We start from the raw sequence: 18,037 nt of genomic DNA, 5'->3' as shown, positions 1-18,037 counted from the left end.
GCATCACACCGCGAGCGGTTCCAGATCCCGGTGTACGCGCCGTTCGTCCCGCGCGATCCGGGTCAGGGCGTGCTCGTCGCCGAGCAGCCGCTGCAGCTCGTCGACCGTCTCGTTGCGCAGCCGCTGCGCCTCCTCCTTCCGGCCGAGCGCGTCGAGGGTGACCGACATGTTCGAGGCGCAGGCCAGCGTCTCCGGGTGGTGCGCGCCCAGCACGTCGCGCAGCAGGTCCACCGCGCGCCGCTCCATGTCCAGGGCGCCTTCCAGATTCCCCAGATCAGCTTGGGCGTTGGCGAGGTTGAGGGTGGTGAAGATGGTGTGCGGGTGGGTGTCCCCGAGCACCTGCCGCATCACCCGCACCGCCGATTCGAGCAGCGGCTCGGCCGTCTCGGGCGCGCCGCAGCCCCAGTGGTAGATGCCCAGGTTGTTGATGGCAGCCAGGGTGTACGGGTGCCGCTCCCCCGGCACCTTCCGGTACTCGTCCACGACCTCCTGGGCCAGGTCCCGCGCCCCCACCGAGTCGCCGGCCGCGAACAGGTCGGCGGCCAGGTTCAGGTCGCAGGCGAGCGAATCGGGGTTGGCCGAGGTGTACTTGGCGCGGTAGCGGGCGCGGGTGGCCGTGGTCAGTCGGCGCGCGTCCTCCAGCCTGCCCGCCCTCCGCAGCGACACGGCGAGGCTCTTGGCCGCGCTCAGGGTGCCGGGGAACGCCTTGCCGAGCTGCCGCTTGTAGACGTCGTACGTACGGCCGAGGAGGGTGACGGAATCCTCGTACCGCCCGACCTCACGCAGGTCGCGGGCCAGGCTGGTGGCCGACGACAGGGTGTACGGGTGCTCCGGGCCGAGCACCTCGGTGCGCCGGTCGAAGACGTCCTGGTCTATCTCGCGGGCCCGCGAGTACTGGCCGACCATGCGCAGGTTGAGCGCCAGGTTGTTCGCGGCGGCCAGCGTCCGCGGGTGGGACTCGTGGAAGATCTGGCTGAAGCCCTCGTGCGCCTCCCTCGCCAGTTCTATGGCCCTGCCGTACTCACCGAGGGTGCCGAGGTCCATGGCGAGGCCGCTGGTGGTCATGTACGTGTGCGGGTGCGAGGCTCCGAGCGCTTCGCGCTGCCGCTCCAGCGTTACCTCGTCCAGCTCCCGCGCCTCCACGTAACGTCCCTGGGAGCGCAGGATGTTGGAGAGGTGGAAGCGCAGGTAGAGGTACTGCAGATCACTGTCGCCCAGCATCTCCTTCCAGGTCTCGCGCAGCTCGCCGCCGAGCGCGGAGGCGGCCTTGAAGTCGCCGCGCTTCCACAGATAGCGCACCCGGTCGATCAGCAGCCGGCGGGTCTCCGGATCCTTGCTGAAGCGGGCTTCCGACGGCGTGAGATGCGGCCAGATCGTGGCGAACCGCGGCCACGTCTCCGGGTTGTCTATCGGCTCGTCGTCGTCGGGCCGGGCGCCCGCCAGGATCCGGTGGACGGCGGCCCGGGCATCGGCCTGCTCCTCCTCCGACAGCTGGGCCCGGATGACGGCCTGCACCAGCCGGTGCACCTGGATGCTGTTGCCGACCTGGTCGACCTTGGCCAGCGCGAACCGGCCGATCTCCCGGATGACCCGGCCGAGTACGAGCTTCTCCTGCAGGGAGGCGTCGTACGGCTTGAGCGCGTCGATCATCTCCTTGCTGTAGAGGAGATTCGCCGAGATCGGCTCGGGTGCGAAGAAGGCGCAGAGCTGCAACAGCCGTACCGCCGCGGGCGACCGGCTCTGCAGCCGGTCGATGGAGACGTTCCAGGTGGCGGCGACCGGCTCGGGGTAGCCGGCGGGCTGGTTGAGTGCGAGGACCCGGGCCGCCTGCTGGGCCAGCTGCTCCAGATAGGCGGCGACGGGCGTGGCGGTCTCGGCGATCCACGCGGCCGCCTGCTCGACGGCGAGCGGCAGGTCGCCGACCGCGGTGGCGACCTGGTCGGCGTCCTCCTTCGTCAGTCCTGGGGCCCGCCGCTGCAGGTGCTCGACGGACTCGTCGCGCAGGAAGACATCGACGGGCAGCGCGTCCCCGTACTGCGACCAGGTCTGGTTCCTGGAGGTGACGAGCACATGGCCGGGTCCGCCCGGCGGGAAGAACCGCTTCAGCTGCTCGGGGTCGTCGGCGTTGTCGAAGACGAGCAGCCAGCGCGACGAGGGCACACCCCGGCGCAGCAGGTCGATGGCCTCCTGGGAGGCGGCCGCCATGTCCTCGCCGCCCTGGGCGCCGAGCCGGACGGCGAGCTCGGCGAGGCCGGCCACCACGTCGTCGGTCTGCTCGGAGGAAACCCACCACACCAGGTCGTAGTCGGCCATGAAGCGGTGCACGTACTCCAGGGCGACCTGCGTCTTGCCGACACCGCCGAGTCCGTACAGGGTCTGCGGCTGCGGCAGCACCACGGCCATTCCGCCGCCCAACTGGTCGCGCATCCGCTCCAGTACGACACTGCGCCCGGTGAAGCCGCTGTTGCGGGGCGGTGCGTTCCAGATCTTCGGCACCGTGCCCGGGAAGCGTGGTCCGGGCGAGACGTTGTCGGTGAGCTGGACCGGCCGCTCCAGCGCGCGCAGCAGCGCGCCGGTGGCGTGCACCTCGTCGAGCCGGAACAGGTCGACCGGGTTCCGGTCGATGTACGGCGTGGTCAGCCGGACGTCGCCGACGCGCAGCGGCAGCAGATGCCGCCGGGCCCCGGTGGGGTCCTCGGCCGCCGCGCGTTCCCAGACCTCCACGGCCCGGGCGGACTTGAGGTACGCGCTGGAGAGCAGGACGACCGTCCGGGCCGCGCTGTCGGGACCCGCGCCCAGCGTGTCGGAGGGGCGCGGCTCCCCGGAGACGTCCCGCGGGACGACCCGGAAGCCCGCGCGGGTGAGCACGGACTCGATCCAGTCGGCCCACATCCGGTTCTCGGCCACATAGCTGAGGAAGAGATCGGCGGGCATGGCGGGCCGCCGCCGGGTGAACGCGTCCCGGATGCGGAGCCTGACGTCCTCGGCGATGGGCGGCATCGAGGTGATCTGCTGGTCGGTGACGACGGCCGTGAGCCGTTCGAAGGCGGAGAGCAGCGAGTTGGTCAGCCCCGCCTCGTCGCCGAAGGTGGCGAGCGTCTCCTCGTACGCGTAGTAGGGGCGGTACGGGATCTCCACCGCGCCCCAGTACGAGGTGAGTTCGTCACCGGCGAGGCCGTTCGGGAAGCGGTCGAACTTCAGCCGTGCGAGGGCCCGGCCGGCGTCTGCCTTCTCCTTCTCGCCCTCGTCGATGCGCATGGGGACGGGGAAGATCCTGATGCTTCGGTCGCCGTAGCGCTCGTCGATCTGGCGGGCCACCGAGGCGGCGCCGTCGATGGACTGGTCGCTGAGGGTGAAGCAGTCGACGAGGACGTCCGGCAGATGGACGGTGCAGATGTCGGCGATGTCGCTGAGGCCGGTCCGGCTGTCGATCAGGACGTAGTCGTAGTTCTCCTTCATGTCGTCGCGCAGCGCGTCGAAGAAGTGCCCGCCGCCGAGCCGGTCGTAGAAGTTGTCCCAGTCGAAGGTGGAGACGGTCGCTGAGTATTCGCGGTTCTGCCGCCCCGCGGAGACGAAGTCGAGGGTGCCGCCGTCAGGGAACTCCCAGCCCAGCGCCTCCGGGGCCAGCGAGACGGCGTGCGGCTGGATCCGGGCGTAGTCCCGGTGCCAGTCGTCGGCGCGCTGGACGGGGCTGGTCGCGGCCCAGGCGTACTCGGTGATCAGGTCGATGACACCGGTGGTGGCGCCGAGCGTGGAGGGGTCGAGGAAGGGGTGGAAGAAGCGGTGGAGGCCGGGAGCCTCCAGGTCCCAGTCGACCGCGAGGACGCGCTTGCCGTTCGCCGCCAGGATCCAGGCCGTGTTGGCCAGGGCCATGGTCCGGCCCGTACCTCCCTTGTAGGAATAGAAGGTGACGATGCGTCCGTCACGACTGGCTGTCATCCGTGTCCTCCGCATCGGGGTCGAGGTCGAGGTCATCAGGCGGGCTGTTCTGCATCCACCCCTGCGGGAGGTGGTGCGTGGGACTGTCCGGCGCCATGGGGCCGACCAGCCGCGGCCGTTCGGTGTGCACTCCGCCGGCCGGTGGATACACCTGGGCATGTCTGAGGAACTGCTGCGCGGCGGCCTCCACCACCTGGGGCAGTATCTGGCCGAAGGCCTCCATGCTGGGTACGCCGTTGGCGGCGGTCCGGCACGCGGCCCTTCCCTGACTCATCTTGGTCGGCATCGTGTCCTCGAGCCGATGGGCCAACTCGTTCTCCTTTGCCCGGCTCTGGTGGTCGAGCCGGTTCCACGGCACGACCACGCTCACCCAGGGCCGGGCGTCCTGGTCGAAGGCGGCGAGCCGCTGCCTGCGCTCCTCGTCGGCCACCGCCCAGCGGTCGACGAGCAGGATCTCCGGCTTGGTCGGGGGCTGCTTGCTGTCGAAGTGCCCCGCCTCCTCGTCGAAGGAGGCCATGGTGGTCTGGTAGTTGAGCGAGCGCACCAGGTCCTCCGCGACATAGGCGACCGGCCGCTGGGACACCGGGTGGTAGGGGTTCCAGTCGAGGGCGGAGTCCCCGTAGTACTCGGAGTTGCGGCCCTCCGGCAGTTCATGGCGGTTGGCGGCGGCGACGGTGACCTGCATGGTCCGTGACCCGCTGCTGGGGTTCCCGAAGGCGCTGGGGGCGAGCCGGTAGTCGACCGGGCGGCCGGGGCCCAGCCTTACGGTGTCCGCCACCCGGACGATGCGCTTGGCCAGTTCGTAGACGGCCCGCTCGTACTCCTCGGCGAATATCCGGAGTTTGATCAGGCCGTAGAGCCCGTCGGTCACATAGCGGTCGCCGAAGGTGCCGTGGTTGAACTGCAACCGCTCGGCGGGGCCCGGCAGTTCGTCGGGCGGTACGGGCACCCACAGCGCCGGCACGATCGCCTCGGCCGGCTGGTTGCTGAGAGCGCTGTGGTGGATGGCCCGCTGCGCGAAGGCGTACCACTCCTTTCCGCACATCTCACTGGCGAAATAGCGCGGCGAGAACAACGGTACGAAGACCCGGCACGAGGCGAGGACCGCCCCCAGCCGCTCCGACCAGCCCTCGCCGGAGCGTATCTCCCGGTCCATGAAGCCCGCGGGCGCGCCGGCCGGGAGGTCGGTCAGCGCCATCACATGACCGCAGAGGTCCCGGAACAGCCGCTCGACCCACATGTCGGGATCGGGACCACCGGCTCCGTACCTCGGCGTATGCGCATAGCTGAGAAAGAAGTACGGCCGATGGTCCGCCGCTCGCTGTTGTGCTATTGCGTGCACACGACCCCCGTCCTGTGATGACCGCTCACATCGCATGGAATGAGGAAGATGCGAGGAAGAACATCATTCCCGAGCAGCCCCCGCCGCATCCCCTCAACGTCAGTCAATCAACGCCTGTTTTGAGTCATCCACGCAACAGCCTGGTCAACCGCATCCTTGATCGAGACCGGAATTCGGCCTTTCGCCGGCTCGAAGGCGGGCATGGTCGCACGGAATGATCGGATCCGCTCGTCGGCCATTCCCCGGACACGGGCCGGACGGGACGCGCAGGACGCGGAATTTCCGCGGCGAAAGGGGCCACCATCAGCGCGCCGTCCTCCCCCAGGACTTCCCTCAGCCGCGTCCGCTCATCCATGGACCGTCTCCGCCAGCTCGATCCACAGTCCGGCCAGCAGGCTCTTGCCGCTGCTGGTGAGCTCGGCCGCGCGCCCCAGCTGCTCCATGGCCCGCCGGGTGTCGTCCAGGCTCCTGCGCTCGCCCGCCCGGTACGCCGCCACGGCCACCCGCTCGTACACGTCCGCCAGCAGCCGCGACACAGGCACCGGCCGCTCCCGCCACGGCACCTCGTGCAGCCACTCGCCATCCAGGGCGTACAGGTCGGCCACCTCGGTCAGGGCGAGCAGCTGTGCCCGGCGCCATCCCGTCAGCAGCGCGAGGGCCGTGGCGTCCGCGCTGTACGTCACGGCGATCCCGAGCGCGCCGGGGCCGTGCCGGCCCACCGAACCCGCACCGTCGGGTTCTTCCTTGTCCAGCGGGGTCAGGGTGGTCAGCCCGGCGGCCGCCGCCCGCGCCAGGTCCGGTACGGCCGCGGCGAGCAGGGCCCAGGCACGGGTGAGCTTCGCCTGCCAGTCCGCCGCCTCACGCGCGCCGAGCCGCCGGCGCAGGGGCACCGAGAAGCAGTCGCGGTAGGGGTCGACGTCGTCCAGCGCCAGCTCCGGCACCCCGTCGGCGGCGAGCCTGCGCACCGGCTGCCAGTCGGCAGCCGTCTCGCCGGGCCCGCCGGCCCGCCACTCCTGCCGCCCGCTGCGTACGAGAAAGCCACCGGCCCCGGTGGCCCGCACCTCGGCCCAGCCCTGCTCCCCGGGCGCCGCCAGCCGTAACCGCCCGAGCGTAGGCAGGCTGAGCCGGCCGTCCACGTACGGCACCGGCACCGGCAGTTCCAGCTCCCCGGCCACCACGGCCGCGGCGGCGACGGCCGCCAGCTGCCCGGCGGAGTCCGCCTCGCACGACCGCCCCTCCCGTACGGCGTCCAGTGCGCCCAGCAGCCAGCTGCGCGTATAGGGGTGGTCCAGGACCGGGTCGAGGGCGTCGGAGGTCCGCTCGATCTCGCCCAGCAGCGCCCAGGCCCGGTCCCAGTCCTCGCCGCCGCCGTTGCCCCCGTTGCCGCCGCTGCCGCCGTCCAGATCGCTGTGCAGAAGGGCGAGCAATGTGCTGTTGAGTTCCTGCTGGGAGGCGGCCAGCTCCGCCGGATCGGACAACTCGGCGGCGGTGGCCGTCCGGGCGGTCCTGGCCTCGATCCCCTCGATCAGCGCCTGGAGATCCGCGCAGTAGACCGAGGTGTTGTCGAATCCGGATTCCGGCTTGTAGCGGTGGGTGTAGAGGCCGCCGCCGCACGAGCGTACGACAGGGCATTCCCGGCACTCCTTACTGACGCCGGCCAGGCCCAGCTGCCGGGCCCGCACCCCGGGATGGGCCGCCACCTGGTCGAACGAGTGGGAGAAGACGTCGAAGCCGGTGGCGGCCGCGCCGTCGTAGGCGCTCTTGAGCGAATCGACCTGCTCCAGAGTCCCGTCGGTCTCCACGACGACCAGATCGGTGGGCGCGAGGCCGAGCGACTCGGTGAGGCTGGGTCCGCCCGCCAGCGTGCTGAGTACGGAGGCGAAGAGCCGCACCGGAATCGGCCGGCCCTGCTGGTCCCAGCGGTCGAAGATGCGAAGCAGCCAGTCCGCGTAGGGCGTGCCTTCGCCGTCCGGCCTGGCCGGGGGCGTCTGCCAGGTGGCGTGCGGCAGCAGGTAGTCGATGCGCGGAGGGGCCAGCGCGGTCAGCGAGTCATGTACGGCGAGCGGGTCGTTGGCCACGTCGACCGTGCAGAGCAGGCCCAGATAGAGGTGCCGGTAGCGCTCCTCGCGGAGCAGATCGACGGCGCGTAGGACCAGGGGATGGCTGCTGCGGCCGTCCGCGAAGCGGCGGTGCCGGTCGTTCGCCGCCTTGTCGCCGTCGAGGGAGATGCCGACCTTGACCCCGTACTCGACGAAGAGGTCCAGGATACGGCTGCTCAGCTGCAGTCCGTTGGTGTGAATCCGCAGGTCCAGCCCGGCCACTCCGGCCAGGGCCCGGGTGAACTCCTCGCAGATCAGCCGGAGTCTGGCGGGCCCGGCAAGAAGAGGCTCCCCTCCATGGAGAATCACCGTGACGGAGGGGAGCGTATGTGCTTCGGCATGCTCGGCCAGCCGGGACGCGGTCCGCGAAACGGCCTCTTCCGAGATCACTTTCGGACGAGCGCGCCAGCTCTGATCTGCATGCTCGTAGACGTAGCAATGATCACAAGCAAGATCACACCTGCTGTGAACCTTGAGAACGATCTCGCGAAATGCGATCAGGCCGGTCATTCCGCCAGTCTAGAGCGCCGAGTTGAACGTCGGAGCCTGCACCGGACGGCCGCTTGTCGCCGGAAGTACCCGGCCGAGCTTCGCCGCGGCGGAGGCGCTGCGCACGTCGATCTCGGCCAGGGGCACACGACGCTTCTTCGCAGCGGCGAACGAAGGATTTGCAGAGGTCTTCACGGCCGTCCTTAGGGCATGGGCATGGTGATGACAACAGCGACGCTGTAGTGTCAGCGTGGACTTTACTCTTCTGCGCACTGATGGCAACTGAAGCACGGGACCTGCATACACGAGCGTTGCGTGGTGCTTGCGCCAAAAGATCGAATGCGAGCATTCCGTCAAAAGAGTGAGGGACAAACAGCAGACGGGGGTGGCTGTGACGGAGTTTCCCGGTCCACTGCGGAGCATGGTGTTCCGGAACAATGACCTTCCCGCGTTGTTCCATCATGCCGACAGCGCTGCAGTCTCGCGTCAGCAGGAATCCACCCAGGCCACCAGGACCCAGCTGCTTCTGCTGGTGCTGGCGGCCTTGGCGGCCGCGCTGCCGTGGAGTGTCGAGGTGGGAGCGCTCCAGCTCCTCGGCGCGCTCAGCGCTGCGGCGTACGCGGGCGTGCTGGTACTCAGCTTCCGGATCGCCCGGCGCAGGGCCAGGCCGCAGTGGCAACTGAACCGCTCTGCCGCCGAGTTCATCAAGTCACTCTGCTGGCGGTACGCCGTGCACGGCGCGCCGTTCGAGTCGGACACCGCGGATCCTGACGGGCTGTTCCGCACGCGTATGGAGGCGGGGTTGCAGGAGCTGCGGAAGATCGGCTGGCAGGATCCGCGGGGGGAGGCCGGCTCGGCTGCCGGTGTCGAAGTCACCGCGCCCATGCGGGAGTTACGGGGCCGGGCGTTCCACGTCCGCCGGGAGACGTACGTACGTGACCGGCTGATCGAGCAGCGCAACTGGTACCGCAGGCGCACCGAGGTGTCACGGAAGGCGACCACCCTGTGGGCCTCTTCCATAGCCGTACTCACCTTCCTGGCCCTGACGTTCGGCACGCTGCGCGCCTTCGGGACGGGGCCGTCCGCGAACCTCGCCGGGCTGTTCTCCGCCGCGGCGGCGGCCGGCATCGCCTGGAACGAGGTCAGGCGCCACCACCCTCTCATCGAGGCGCACTCCGTGGTTGAGCGGGATCTGTCGGCCATGCTGGTCGAGATGCAGACCACGGTCACCGAGCCGCAGTGGTCCGGAGCCGTCTACGAGACCGAACGATACGTCTCGCCCCAGCACACCGACTGGCTGGCGCGGCACAGCAGTTGATGTGCACTCAGATGCGCCGCACGCCCTCGCACCACAGGACGGTCACTGGCTTGCCGAGTGCACGTGCGTATTCGACGATGTCCGACGTGCCGCCGCGGCCGCGCGCCGGGAGGCCGTCCCACACCGCGACCAGCCGGTCGCTGTTGTCGGCGATATAGGTACCGGCCGCGTAGTAGGCGTCATCACTGGAGTGGGCGTAGGCCATCCGGATCTCCTGTGTGGCCCGGCTCTTGAGCGCGCGGTAGCGGGCGAGCTCGCCGGGGTCGTCGAACCCCTCCTCGTAGTCACCGCTGGGAATGACGACCGTGAGGTCTGCCCCGCGCTCCAGCGCGATGTCCGCGAAGAGCTGGTCGGCGCCCGCGGCCAGACTCGACAGCGCCTCCATCGGCCCGTCGTGGTCGCACAGCAGAGCGCGCAGCCCGGCCCGGACCTCCTCGAGCGCCTCGCCCGGAATAGTCCTGTGGCCCGTCACCCCGATGCGCTTCATACCTGAAGCCTCCCCCGGGAATCCCCCTGTGCATCCTCTCAAAAGGGCGCAAGACGTCCAGGGGCGCGCAGGCGCGAGCCCCCGCCCGGATGCGCGCCGGGCGGGGGCCGCTCTGTGTTGCCGGCTGCAAGCTGGTGAGGCTGAGTGGGCTCAGTAGACGCTGACGCCGTACGCGCTCAGGGCCTCGGTGACCGGCTGGAAGAACGTCGTACCGCCGGATGAGCAGTTGCCGCTGCCGCCGGATGTCAGACCGATGGCACGGGTGCCCGAGTAGAGCGGACCGCCACTGTCGCCGGGCTCGGCGCACACGTTGGTGCGGATCATGCCGTAGACGACATCGCCGCCGCCGTAGTTGACGGTGGCGTTGAGGCCGGTGACGCTGCCGCTGTGGGTGCCGGTGGTTGAACCCCGGCGGGTGACGGACATCCCCACGGTGGCGTTGGCCGCGCTGGTGATGTCCTGGCCGCCGACCGTGCCCGGGTGCGAGAGCGAGGTGTTGCTGTACCGGACCAGGCCGTAGTCGTTGCCGGGGAAGCTGGAGCCTGCCGTCGGTCCGATGCTCGTGGTGCGCGAGGAGTTGGTGTACCAGGGCGGGTTGCCGTCGGTGCAGTGGCCGGCGGTCAGGAAGTAGTACGTGCTGCCGCTGCGGACGTTGAAGCCGAGCGAGCAGCGCCAGCTGGTCGCGTAGATGGCGTCACCGCCGGAGATCAGCTTGGAGAACTTGCCGGGCGTGCGCTCGATGCGGAGCGCTCCGGCGTTCGCGCCGGCTTCCCGCTTGATCTGGGCGATCTCGGCCTTCGAGACGGTGCTGTCGGCCGTGACGACAAGGGTGTTGGTGGCCTTGTCGACATGCCAGGCGGTACCGGCCACATCGGCGCGGAGCACCGACGCACCGGCCTGGGAGAGCTGGGCGGCGCTGTAGGTACCGGCCTGGTCGGCGCTGGCGGTGGGGACGGCGAGTGCGGCCACTGCGATGAGGCCGGTGGTCACGGCAAGCAGCCGCGTTCGTCTCGCCATACCGCTGCGGGGGGTGGTGCGCTTGATCCTCACTTTCGTTCCTCCCGAGGGGAATCGGGGGCCCGTTGTGGGGTTCGGGGCCCGTGAGGCGCAGCCGGGGGCACGTCCGGAATCCGGACACGCCGTGCCCCTGACAAGCGCTGCTCGGGAGTATTCGCGGCGTCAACCAACGTGCGCAAGGGCGCCTTTCGGCCGACCGGGAGCACGCACGCGCACCGGCCCCGGCGGCTCGTGATCCGCCGGGGCTGAGGTGTCTGGACCACCCCTGGTGACTGCCGTCCCGGTGGTCGGACGGTTCAGCGGTCGAGAAGGTTCCGCTCCCCTGCCGGCACCTCGAAGGGGAGGGCGTTCCCGGGCGGGCAGGGAAGGGGCAGATGAAGTGGCCGGCGAAGGCGCACGGCGGCAGCGGCGACCGGTTGAAGTCGAACGTCGCGGCGCGCTGTTCCCGCTGGTCCCCTCGGCGAGGACGGCCCAGAGCGACCCGTCCCCCTCCACCGCGATCTGGAGGGTGTACTCGTCACCGTCGAGCCGTCAGTCGACCTCCCCGCCGAGCCCGAGGCCCGCTCGCGGCCGTCGGCGTTCGCGACCCGTACGGTCCGCGGTTCGCGGTACGGGCGGTGCCCCGGCAGCGCTCAGCGGGGGTCGTACACGGTCGCCCCGATGCCCGCGAAGGCGCGGCGGGCGGCGGACGGCGGGTCGAAGACGCGCACCGCCCACAGCCCTTCGCGCCACTCCCCGGGGACGGCCGGAATTCGACCTTCCAGTCCTGCGCCGCGTCCGGCTGCGGGTCCGGATGTCCGGTCTGTGCTCATGGCGATCAACCCCGCCAGGTCAGCAGTCGCAGGAGCAGCAGTCACAGCAGTCGCAGCAGTCACAGTCGCGACAAGCGCCCCTGCGCCTCTTGCGCGACCAGGGGCCCTCGTACTCCTTCGCGCAGCACAGCTTGCACGTGCAGCACAGCCCGATCGCGACCGCGCAGCCCTCCCAGAAGCCCCGCCTTCCGGGGCGCTGCGGTTCGTTCGTGGGGTCGGCTCCGGGCGGCAGGCCGCCAGGCCCCCCGGGGCCGCCCCCGCCGTACGGGTTGCCGCCGCCGTACGGATTGCCCCCACCGTACGGGTTGCCGCCCTGGCCACCGTGCCCCCACGACTGGGGCGGCGGTCCGAACCCACCCTGCCCGCCCTGGTCCCCGTGGCTTCCCCGATGCGCACAGCCCGCCGTGCCGAAGGCGCGGTCGACCGACGCCTTCAGCTCGTGCGCGAGCAGGAGATGCGCCAGCTTGCCGTCCACGAACTCGGCGTCCTTCAGCGCCAGCCTGATCCCGTGCAGCGCGTCGTCGCACAGCCGCCGCGCCTCCGCGAGACCGGTGCCCGTCGCCGTGAGCGGGTTCCACGCGCCCGACGCCGCGTCAGATGCCCTGTCCTCCACGGCATCCAACAGGTGCGCGAGCCGTCCGAAGAGCCGGCCCGCCTCGGCCAGCGGCGCCGCGTTGCCCGGCCGGCCGGCCAGCACCGCGGTGTGGGCGAAGGCCGCCGCGGTGGCCGTCTCGGTCGGCTCGGTGATCGTCAGCAGCGGTGTGCCGGGTCCCGCGCCGGCCTCGATCCCCGCCTGCCGGCCGACCGCGTCGAGGAGTACGGCCGTGTCGAAGCCCAGCGCCGCCCCTGTGCGCGCCCCCGCCCTGTCCCAGCCGGCGGCGACCTTGCGGGCGGCGGCGGCCACTGGCCTACGGGCCAACAGCCCGTCCCGGTCGGCGACGTGGTCGCGTACCTTCGCCGAGGCGAGCACCAGCGAGACGGCGGCCGCGAGCCGGGCCCCCTCGCCCTGGGTGACCGGCGCGGTACGCATGCCGCGCAGCGGGCAGGGGCCTGCGGTGCGCCGCCAGTCCGTGCCGCGCTGAACTTGAGCCTCCGTCAGAACCGAGACGATCAGGCCGTCGTAGTTGGTGACGACCCGGGCGAACTGGCCGTGGTCACTCCGAAGTGCCAGACAGAGCCCACAGAGATGGGCCATCCACTCGGTTCTGAACCTCTTGGTGAGCCGGTGCGTACAAGGTCTGACGATTCCGAACAAGACAACCCCCCGCGAGTCGTTCACCCGTACGCCCCCTGTGTCACCCGTACGGATCGATGAGTCATATTTTCACTCTGTCAGCAGCGGGGTCCAGGAAGAACCTTGACGAATCGCCACAAGTTCTGCACCAGTACCGTCACGAAACCCCTGCGCGGTGACTATCCACTTGGCGCGCGATCCGCATCATGGACGACCATAGGTGTGCGGAACGCAGACAGACCGCTGCGAGAGGAGGCGTCCATGGGTTCGGTGCGCAAGGCGAGTGCCTGGCTGGGACTCGTCGAGGACAGCGATGACGAGCGTTACTACGACGACGAGTACGCCGAGGGATCCGCGGCCGGGAACCAGTGGGTGACCGACCCGCGTGTACGGGTGGCTTCCGAGGCCGCGCACGAGCACGGCCGCCGGATCGCCACGGTCACCCCGGACGGCTTCCGGGACGCCCGCGGCATCGGTGAGCTCTTCCGGGCGGGGGTCCCGGTGATCGTGAACCTGACCTCCATGGAGCCCTCCGACGCCAAGCGCGTGGTGGACTTCGCGGCCGGCCTGACCTTCGGCCTGCGCGGCTCGATCGAGCGCGTGGCCACCCGGGTCTTCCTGCTGTCCCCCGCCGACACCCAGGTCGTCAACGGCGAAGTCGCCGGACGCCCCGGGGACGGCTTCTTCAACCAGAGCTGAGCATGGGCACCTTCCTGGGGGCACCCCCGGACGGAGTCCGGGGGAGGTGGCTGGGGGAGCTCGCCGGTCCACCCGAGGGTCCTACCGGAAGGCGTCGAGACCGGTGAGCGCCTTGCCCAGCACCAGCTGATGCATCTCGACGGTGCCCTCATAGGTGAGTACCGACTCGAGGTTCGTCGCATGCCGCATCACCGGGTACTCGAGCGAGATCCCGTTGGCGCCGAGGATCGTGCGCGAGGTACGGCAGATCTCGATCGCCTCGCGCACATTGTTGAGCTTCCCGAAGCTGACCTGCTCGGGACGGAGCTTCCCCGCGTCCATACGCCGCCCCAGATGGTGGGCGAGCAGGATGCCCTTGTGCAGTTCGAGCGCCATGTCGGCCAGCTTGGCCTGGGTGAGCTGGAAGCCACCGATCGGCCTGCCGAACTGCTCGCGGGTCTTCGCGTACTCGACCGCCGCCTCGAAGCTGGCGCGTGCCGCGCCCATCGCTCCCCAGACGATGCCGTAGCGGGCGTGGTTCAGACAGTTCAGCGGCCCGCGCAGTCCGGTGACCTCGGGCAGTACGGCGTCGGCGGGCAGCCGCACCTCGTCGAGGACCAGCTCACTGGTGACGGAGGCGCGCAGCGACCACTTGTGCTTGATCTCGGGGGCCGAGAAGCCGGCCGAGTCGGTCGGGACGACGAAGCCGCGGATGCCGTCGTCCGTCTGCGCCCACACGACCGCGACTCCGGCCACCGAGCCGTTGGTGATCCACATCTTGCGGCCGGTCAGCACCCAGTCACCGCCGTCGCGCTTGGCGTACGTCCGCAAGCCGGCCGGGTCGGAGCCGTGGTCGGGCTCGGTCAGCCCGAAGCAGCCGATGATCGACCCCTGCGCCATGCCGGGCAGCCAGCGCTGCTTCTGCTCCTCGGAGCCGAAGCGGTGGATGGCGTACATCGCCAGCGACCCCTGTACGGAGACGAGCGAGCGGATGCCGGAGTCCGCGGCCTCCAGTTCCAGGCAGGCCAGGCCGTACTGGATCGCGGTGGCGCCCGCGCAGCCGTAGCCCTGGAGCGACATGCCGAGCGCGCCGATCGAGCCGAGCTCCCGGGCCAGCTCACGGATGCCGGGCAGCTCGCCCTTCTCGTACCAGTCGGCGATGTGCGGCAGTACCCGGTCGGCCGCCCAGGAGCGGACGGTGTCGCGGATGGCCAGGTCCTCGGTGCTCAGCAGGTCGTCGATGCCCAGCGGATCGCCGGCGTCGAAGGGCGGCAGCTTCGAGGGTGCGGACGACGACATACGGGGCCTCCCGGCGGGCAGGGCTAAAACTAGCAGTGGTAGTTACAGCTCGGCGCCGACGTTACGGCTCAACGCCCCGCCCGTCCAGACCCGGCCGCCTCGGCGGGTTCCCGGTGCGCCGTGGGGGCAGGGACGCGTGCCTTCCGGAGCGGCGTCTCTTCCTGGTGTTCCTCCTGCTGTTCTTCGTGCTTCGCCGCGCACTCCATCACCTTCGGCAGCCGCAGCGCGGCCAGCGCGCCGAGCAGCAGCAGACCCGCACTGACGAAGAGGGTCACATGCAGGCCGTGGACGAAGGAGTTCCGCGCGGCCGTGCGCAGCGCATGCCCGGCGGATCCGCCGAGGTGGGCCGCGACCTGGTAGGCCTCACCGAGCGAGTGGGCGGCGGCCGTGCTCTCGGCGGAGGGGACCCCGGCCACCCGGGAGAGGGCCGGCGAGTAGGCGGCGTTCATGACACTGCCCAGCAGGGCGATGCCCATACCCGCGCCCAGCTGGTACGACGTCTCGCCGATGGCCGCGGCGCCGCCCGCCTGCTCCGCAGGCGCTTCGCTGAGCATCGACTCGTACGCGCCGAAGAGCGTGGTCTGCAGGCCGAAGCCGAGCAGGACGAACCCGGCGGTCAGCAGCAGGGGACGGTCGTGCTGCCCCATCAGCGTCAGCAGCAGGACGGCGGCGGCGGTGAGCGCGAAGCCGAGCGAGACCATCACGCGCGGGCCGAGCCGGTGCAGGGTGTACGAACCGGTGGCGCCGGCCGCCATGGCGGCGAAGGTGAGCGGCAGCAGCCGCAGCCCGGTCTCCAGCGGGCCGAGCTCCAGGACCAGCTGGAGGTACTGGACGGCTATCAGCTCCAGGCCGACCAGCGCCAGCATGGCCAGGACGATGCAGCCCACGGAGGTGGAGAACGTGGGCCGGGTGAACATCCTCACGTCGATCAGCGGCTGGCTGCGCCGCTTCTGCCGACGTACGAAGAAGACCAGCAGCACCGCGCCGATGATCAGCGGGCCGAGGGTCTTCGCGTCGAGGATGCCCTCACCACCGCCGGCCCGCTTCACACCGAGGACGACGCCGAGCACTCCGGCCGCGGCCATGAGTGCGCCGAGCACGTCCCACGGGCCGTTGCCCTCGCCCTTGGACTCGGGGAGCAGCCAGCGGCCGACCGGCAGGATCAGCGCCATCAGCGGGATGTTGATCAGGAAGACCGAGCCCCACCAGTAGTGCTGGACGAGGAATCCGCCCAGCACCGGGCCGGTGGCGGCGCCTATCGCGGCGACCGCTGTCCAGATGCCGATGGCGGTGGCCCGCTCCCGGCGGTCAGGGAAGACCTGGCGGAGGATCGAGAGCGTGGCGGGCATGATCATGGCGCCGCCGACGCCGAGCAGGGCCCGGGCCGCGATCAGCACCTGCGGGGTGTCGGCGAGGGCGGCGACCGCGGAGGCCGCGCCGAACAGGCCGTATCCGAGCAGCAGGATGCGGCGGCGGCCCACGCGGTCGCCGAGCGTGCCGAAGAGGATCAGCAGCGAGGCACAGACCAGCGGATAGGCGTCAACGATCCAGAGCAGCTCGATCGAGCCGGGGCGCAGGTCCTCGGTGACGGCGGGGACGGCGACATGCAGCACGGTGGCGTCGAGGGCGACGAACAGCAGGCTCACGCACAGGACGACGAGGACGACCCAGCGGTTGGCGCCGTCGGCGGCAGCGACGAGGCGTTGCCAGGGGGCGTCGGGGCGGCGGGTGCCGGCCGTGTTCGTCCCTGACATGTACGTACCTCCCAGTGAACCCTCGCGCTCGGCGGACCAGCGAGGACGGCGTTTTGCGCGTATCTCGGGGTCCCGGCATCGACAGGCGAGTGAGCCGTCAGCGTACGCGAGTTCGCGGCCGTGGTGCGTGGTCCATCTCTCACCTCCGCAGGCCGCGTGGTGTGGCGTACGCCACTCCTGCCTTTGCGTACACGCCGAAGGGCGGCCGGCGGTTCGCGCGCAGCCCGGATAATCGCCCCGTGACTGCTCTTGTTTCTGCCTCGCCCCTGCGCTCCACGGCGTCACCTGCCCGGACCGCGCTGCGCCGGGCGGCCCCCGCGCTGCTCGCGTATGCAGCGGTCCGGCTGTTCGGCGTCGCGGTGCTGGGGGTGTGGGGAGCGGCGGCGGGCAGCAGCCCGCACCAGCTGCTGTCCGCGCGCTGGGACTCGCTCTGGTACACCCGCGTCGCCGAGCTCGGTTACGGCTACGAAGTGCGGCTCGGACACGGCGACGTCCACTCCAATCTGGCCTTCTTTCCGCTGCTGCCGTGGCTGAAGCGGCTGTTCTCGGCGATCAGTCCGCTCTCGTCCGCGGATGCCGGGCTCGTGGTGGCCTGGACGGCCTCGCTGTTCGCCGCCTGGGGGATCTTCGCGATCGCCGACCGGCTGTACGGGCGCCGGGCCGGGACACTGGCGGTGGTGCTGTGGGCGGTGCTGCCGGTGGGCATCGTCCAGTCGATGGCGTACAGCGAGACGCTCTTCACCGCGCTCGCGGCCTGGTCGCTTTACGCGGTGCTGCGGGGGCGCTGGGTGTGGGCGGGGGTGCTGGCCTCCCTGGCCGGACTGACCCGGCCGGTGGGAGCCGCTGTGGTGGCGGCGGTCTGGGTCGCCGCGGCGGTGGAGCTGATCCGCGGTCCGCGCGACGGCGGGTGGGGCGACGGCGGGCCGCGCGGCCGGTGGCGGATGCTGCTGGGCGTGGTGCTGGCTCCGCTCGGCGCCGCGGGCTATGTGCTGTGGGTCGGGCACCGGACCGGCGGCGGACTCTTCGGCTATCTCGATGTGCAGGGGCAGTGGGGCAACGGCTTCGACGGGGGGTGGGCGTTCGCGCGGTTCATCGGCGAACGGCTGGCCTCGCCCGCCTTCGCGGCCGGCATCGGCCTGATCGCCGGAGTCGTACTGGTGCTCCGGCTGTACCGGCTGTGCGTGCGGCAGCGCCAGCCGCTGCCGTTGCTGGTGTTCTGCGGGATCGTGGTGGCTCTCGCCCTGTGCGCCTCGGGCTACTTCGGCTCCAAGCCGCGGCTGCTGATGCCGGCCTTCCCGCTTCTGCTGCCGGTCGCCGTGGCGCTGGCCCGCCTGCGTACGTCACGGGTGGCGCTCGTGCTGGGCCCGGTGGCGCTGGCCTCGGCGGTGTACGGGGCGTTCTGGCTGAACGGCACCGGGCCTCCGTGAGCGCGCGGCAAATTCGCCGCAGCGCCTGGGTGAATGAATTCCGGCGGACGCACCACTGCCGTATCAATAATCAATTGAATTGATCCGAACATCATTCTCGATCCGGCACGGGCTTTCCTGGACTCATAGGAATTAAGCCCGG

14 protein-coding genes are annotated in these 18,037 nt (G+C 70.7%); 4 read left to right on the top strand and 10 right to left on the bottom strand.

All coding sequences use genetic code 11. From position 1 onward, the window contains the following. Positions 1–3 precede the first annotated feature (3 nt). Together fxsT and NLX86_RS29050 are read right to left on the bottom strand one after the other, a co-directional pair. Entirely contained in the window at positions 4–3,939 is a 3,936-nt protein-coding gene (fxsT, locus tag NLX86_RS29055; RefSeq protein ID WP_254374772.1) for an FxSxx-COOH system tetratricopeptide repeat protein, read from the bottom strand. Then, positions 3,923–5,317, bottom strand: coding sequence for a TIR-like protein FxsC (locus NLX86_RS29050; RefSeq protein ID WP_254374771.1), 1,395 nt, complete (start codon positions 5,315–5,317; stop codon positions 3,923–3,925). The genes fxsT and NLX86_RS29050 overlap by 17 nt, the downstream gene beginning before the upstream one ends. Between NLX86_RS29050 and NLX86_RS29045 the strand changes: the two genes are divergently transcribed. Continuing rightward, a complete protein-coding gene (locus tag NLX86_RS29045; protein WP_254374770.1) occupies positions 5,299–5,499 on the top strand; it encodes a hypothetical protein in 201 nt (66 codons plus the stop codon). The genes NLX86_RS29050 and NLX86_RS29045 overlap by 19 nt on opposite strands. Positions 5,500–5,628: 129 nt before the next feature. Here the strand turns inward: NLX86_RS29045 and fxsB are convergent, their stop codons facing one another. Together fxsB and fxsA are read right to left on the bottom strand one after the other, a co-directional pair. Beyond that, positions 5,629–7,890: a radical SAM/SPASM protein FxsB, inactivated metallohydrolase extension form gene (gene fxsB / locus NLX86_RS29040; RefSeq protein WP_254374769.1), complete on the bottom strand. Its 2,262-nt coding sequence runs from the start codon at positions 7,888–7,890 to the stop codon at positions 5,629–5,631. A 9-nt stretch (positions 7,891–7,899) separates the two neighbouring features. After that, a complete protein-coding gene (gene fxsA, locus NLX86_RS34890) occupies positions 7,900–8,016 on the bottom strand; it encodes an FxSxx-COOH cyclophane-containing RiPP peptide (RefSeq protein ID WP_254374768.1) in 117 nt (38 codons plus the stop codon). A 274-nt stretch (positions 8,017–8,290) separates the two neighbouring features. Here fxsA and NLX86_RS29030 point away from each other — a divergent pair, with 274 nt between their 5' ends. Next, positions 8,291–9,187: a DUF4231 domain-containing protein gene (locus NLX86_RS29030; protein ID WP_254374767.1), complete on the top strand. Its 897-nt coding sequence runs from the start codon at positions 8,291–8,293 to the stop codon at positions 9,185–9,187. Positions 9,188–9,194: 7 nt separating this feature from the next. Here NLX86_RS29030 and NLX86_RS29025 read toward each other — a convergent pair whose 3' ends face one another. The 4 genes from NLX86_RS29025 to NLX86_RS29010 all read right to left on the bottom strand — a co-directional run bounded on the left by NLX86_RS29025 (position 9,195) and on the right by NLX86_RS29010 (position 12,758). Further along, positions 9,195–9,674, bottom strand: a complete 480-nt coding sequence (locus NLX86_RS29025) for a hypothetical protein (protein ID WP_254374766.1) — start codon at positions 9,672–9,674, stop codon at positions 9,195–9,197. Positions 9,675–9,824: 150 nt separating this feature from the next. After that, complete coding sequence (locus NLX86_RS29020) at positions 9,825–10,724, bottom strand: S1 family peptidase (protein ID WP_254374765.1); 900 nt, start codon at positions 10,722–10,724, stop codon at positions 9,825–9,827. Between the two features lie 599 nt (positions 10,725–11,323). Beyond that, positions 11,324–11,503: a hypothetical protein gene (locus NLX86_RS35195; protein WP_374213985.1), complete on the bottom strand. Its 180-nt coding sequence runs from the start codon at positions 11,501–11,503 to the stop codon at positions 11,324–11,326. A gap of 19 nt (positions 11,504–11,522) precedes the next feature. Next, positions 11,523–12,758, bottom strand: a complete 1,236-nt coding sequence (locus tag NLX86_RS29010) for a DUF5685 family protein (RefSeq protein ID WP_254374764.1) — start codon at positions 12,756–12,758, stop codon at positions 11,523–11,525. Positions 12,759–12,998: 240 nt separating this feature from the next. On the opposite strand from NLX86_RS29010, the gene NLX86_RS29005 reads away from it, so the two are divergent. Continuing rightward, positions 12,999–13,436, top strand: a complete 438-nt coding sequence (locus NLX86_RS29005; protein ID WP_254374763.1) for a cell division protein SepF — start codon at positions 12,999–13,001, stop codon at positions 13,434–13,436. A gap of 81 nt (positions 13,437–13,517) precedes the next feature. Here NLX86_RS29005 and NLX86_RS29000 read toward each other — a convergent pair whose 3' ends face one another. Both NLX86_RS29000 and NLX86_RS28995 read right to left on the bottom strand, forming a co-directional pair. Then, the gene (locus NLX86_RS29000) at positions 13,518–14,714 is read right to left on the bottom strand and encodes an acyl-CoA dehydrogenase family protein (protein WP_254374762.1); all 1,197 of its coding nucleotides are present in this window, start codon (positions 14,712–14,714) and stop codon (positions 13,518–13,520) included. Between the two features lie 68 nt (positions 14,715–14,782). Further along, on the bottom strand, positions 14,783–16,468 hold the full coding sequence (locus tag NLX86_RS28995; RefSeq protein WP_254374761.1) for an MFS transporter: 1,686 nt from the start codon (positions 16,466–16,468) through the stop codon (positions 14,783–14,785). 239 nt (positions 16,469–16,707) lie between these two features. Between NLX86_RS28995 and NLX86_RS28990 the strand changes: the two genes are divergently transcribed. Then, positions 16,708–17,895, top strand: coding sequence for a glycosyltransferase family 39 protein (locus NLX86_RS28990; protein WP_254374760.1), 1,188 nt, complete (start codon positions 16,708–16,710; stop codon positions 17,893–17,895). The last annotated feature ends 142 nt before the right edge of the window (positions 17,896–18,037 follow it).

Source organism: Streptomyces sp. A3M-1-3 (genome assembly GCF_024213665.1).
Taxonomy (GTDB): Bacteria; Actinomycetota; Actinomycetes; order Streptomycetales; family Streptomycetaceae; genus Streptomyces.
This window is presented reverse-complemented; position numbering and strand designations above follow the sequence as displayed.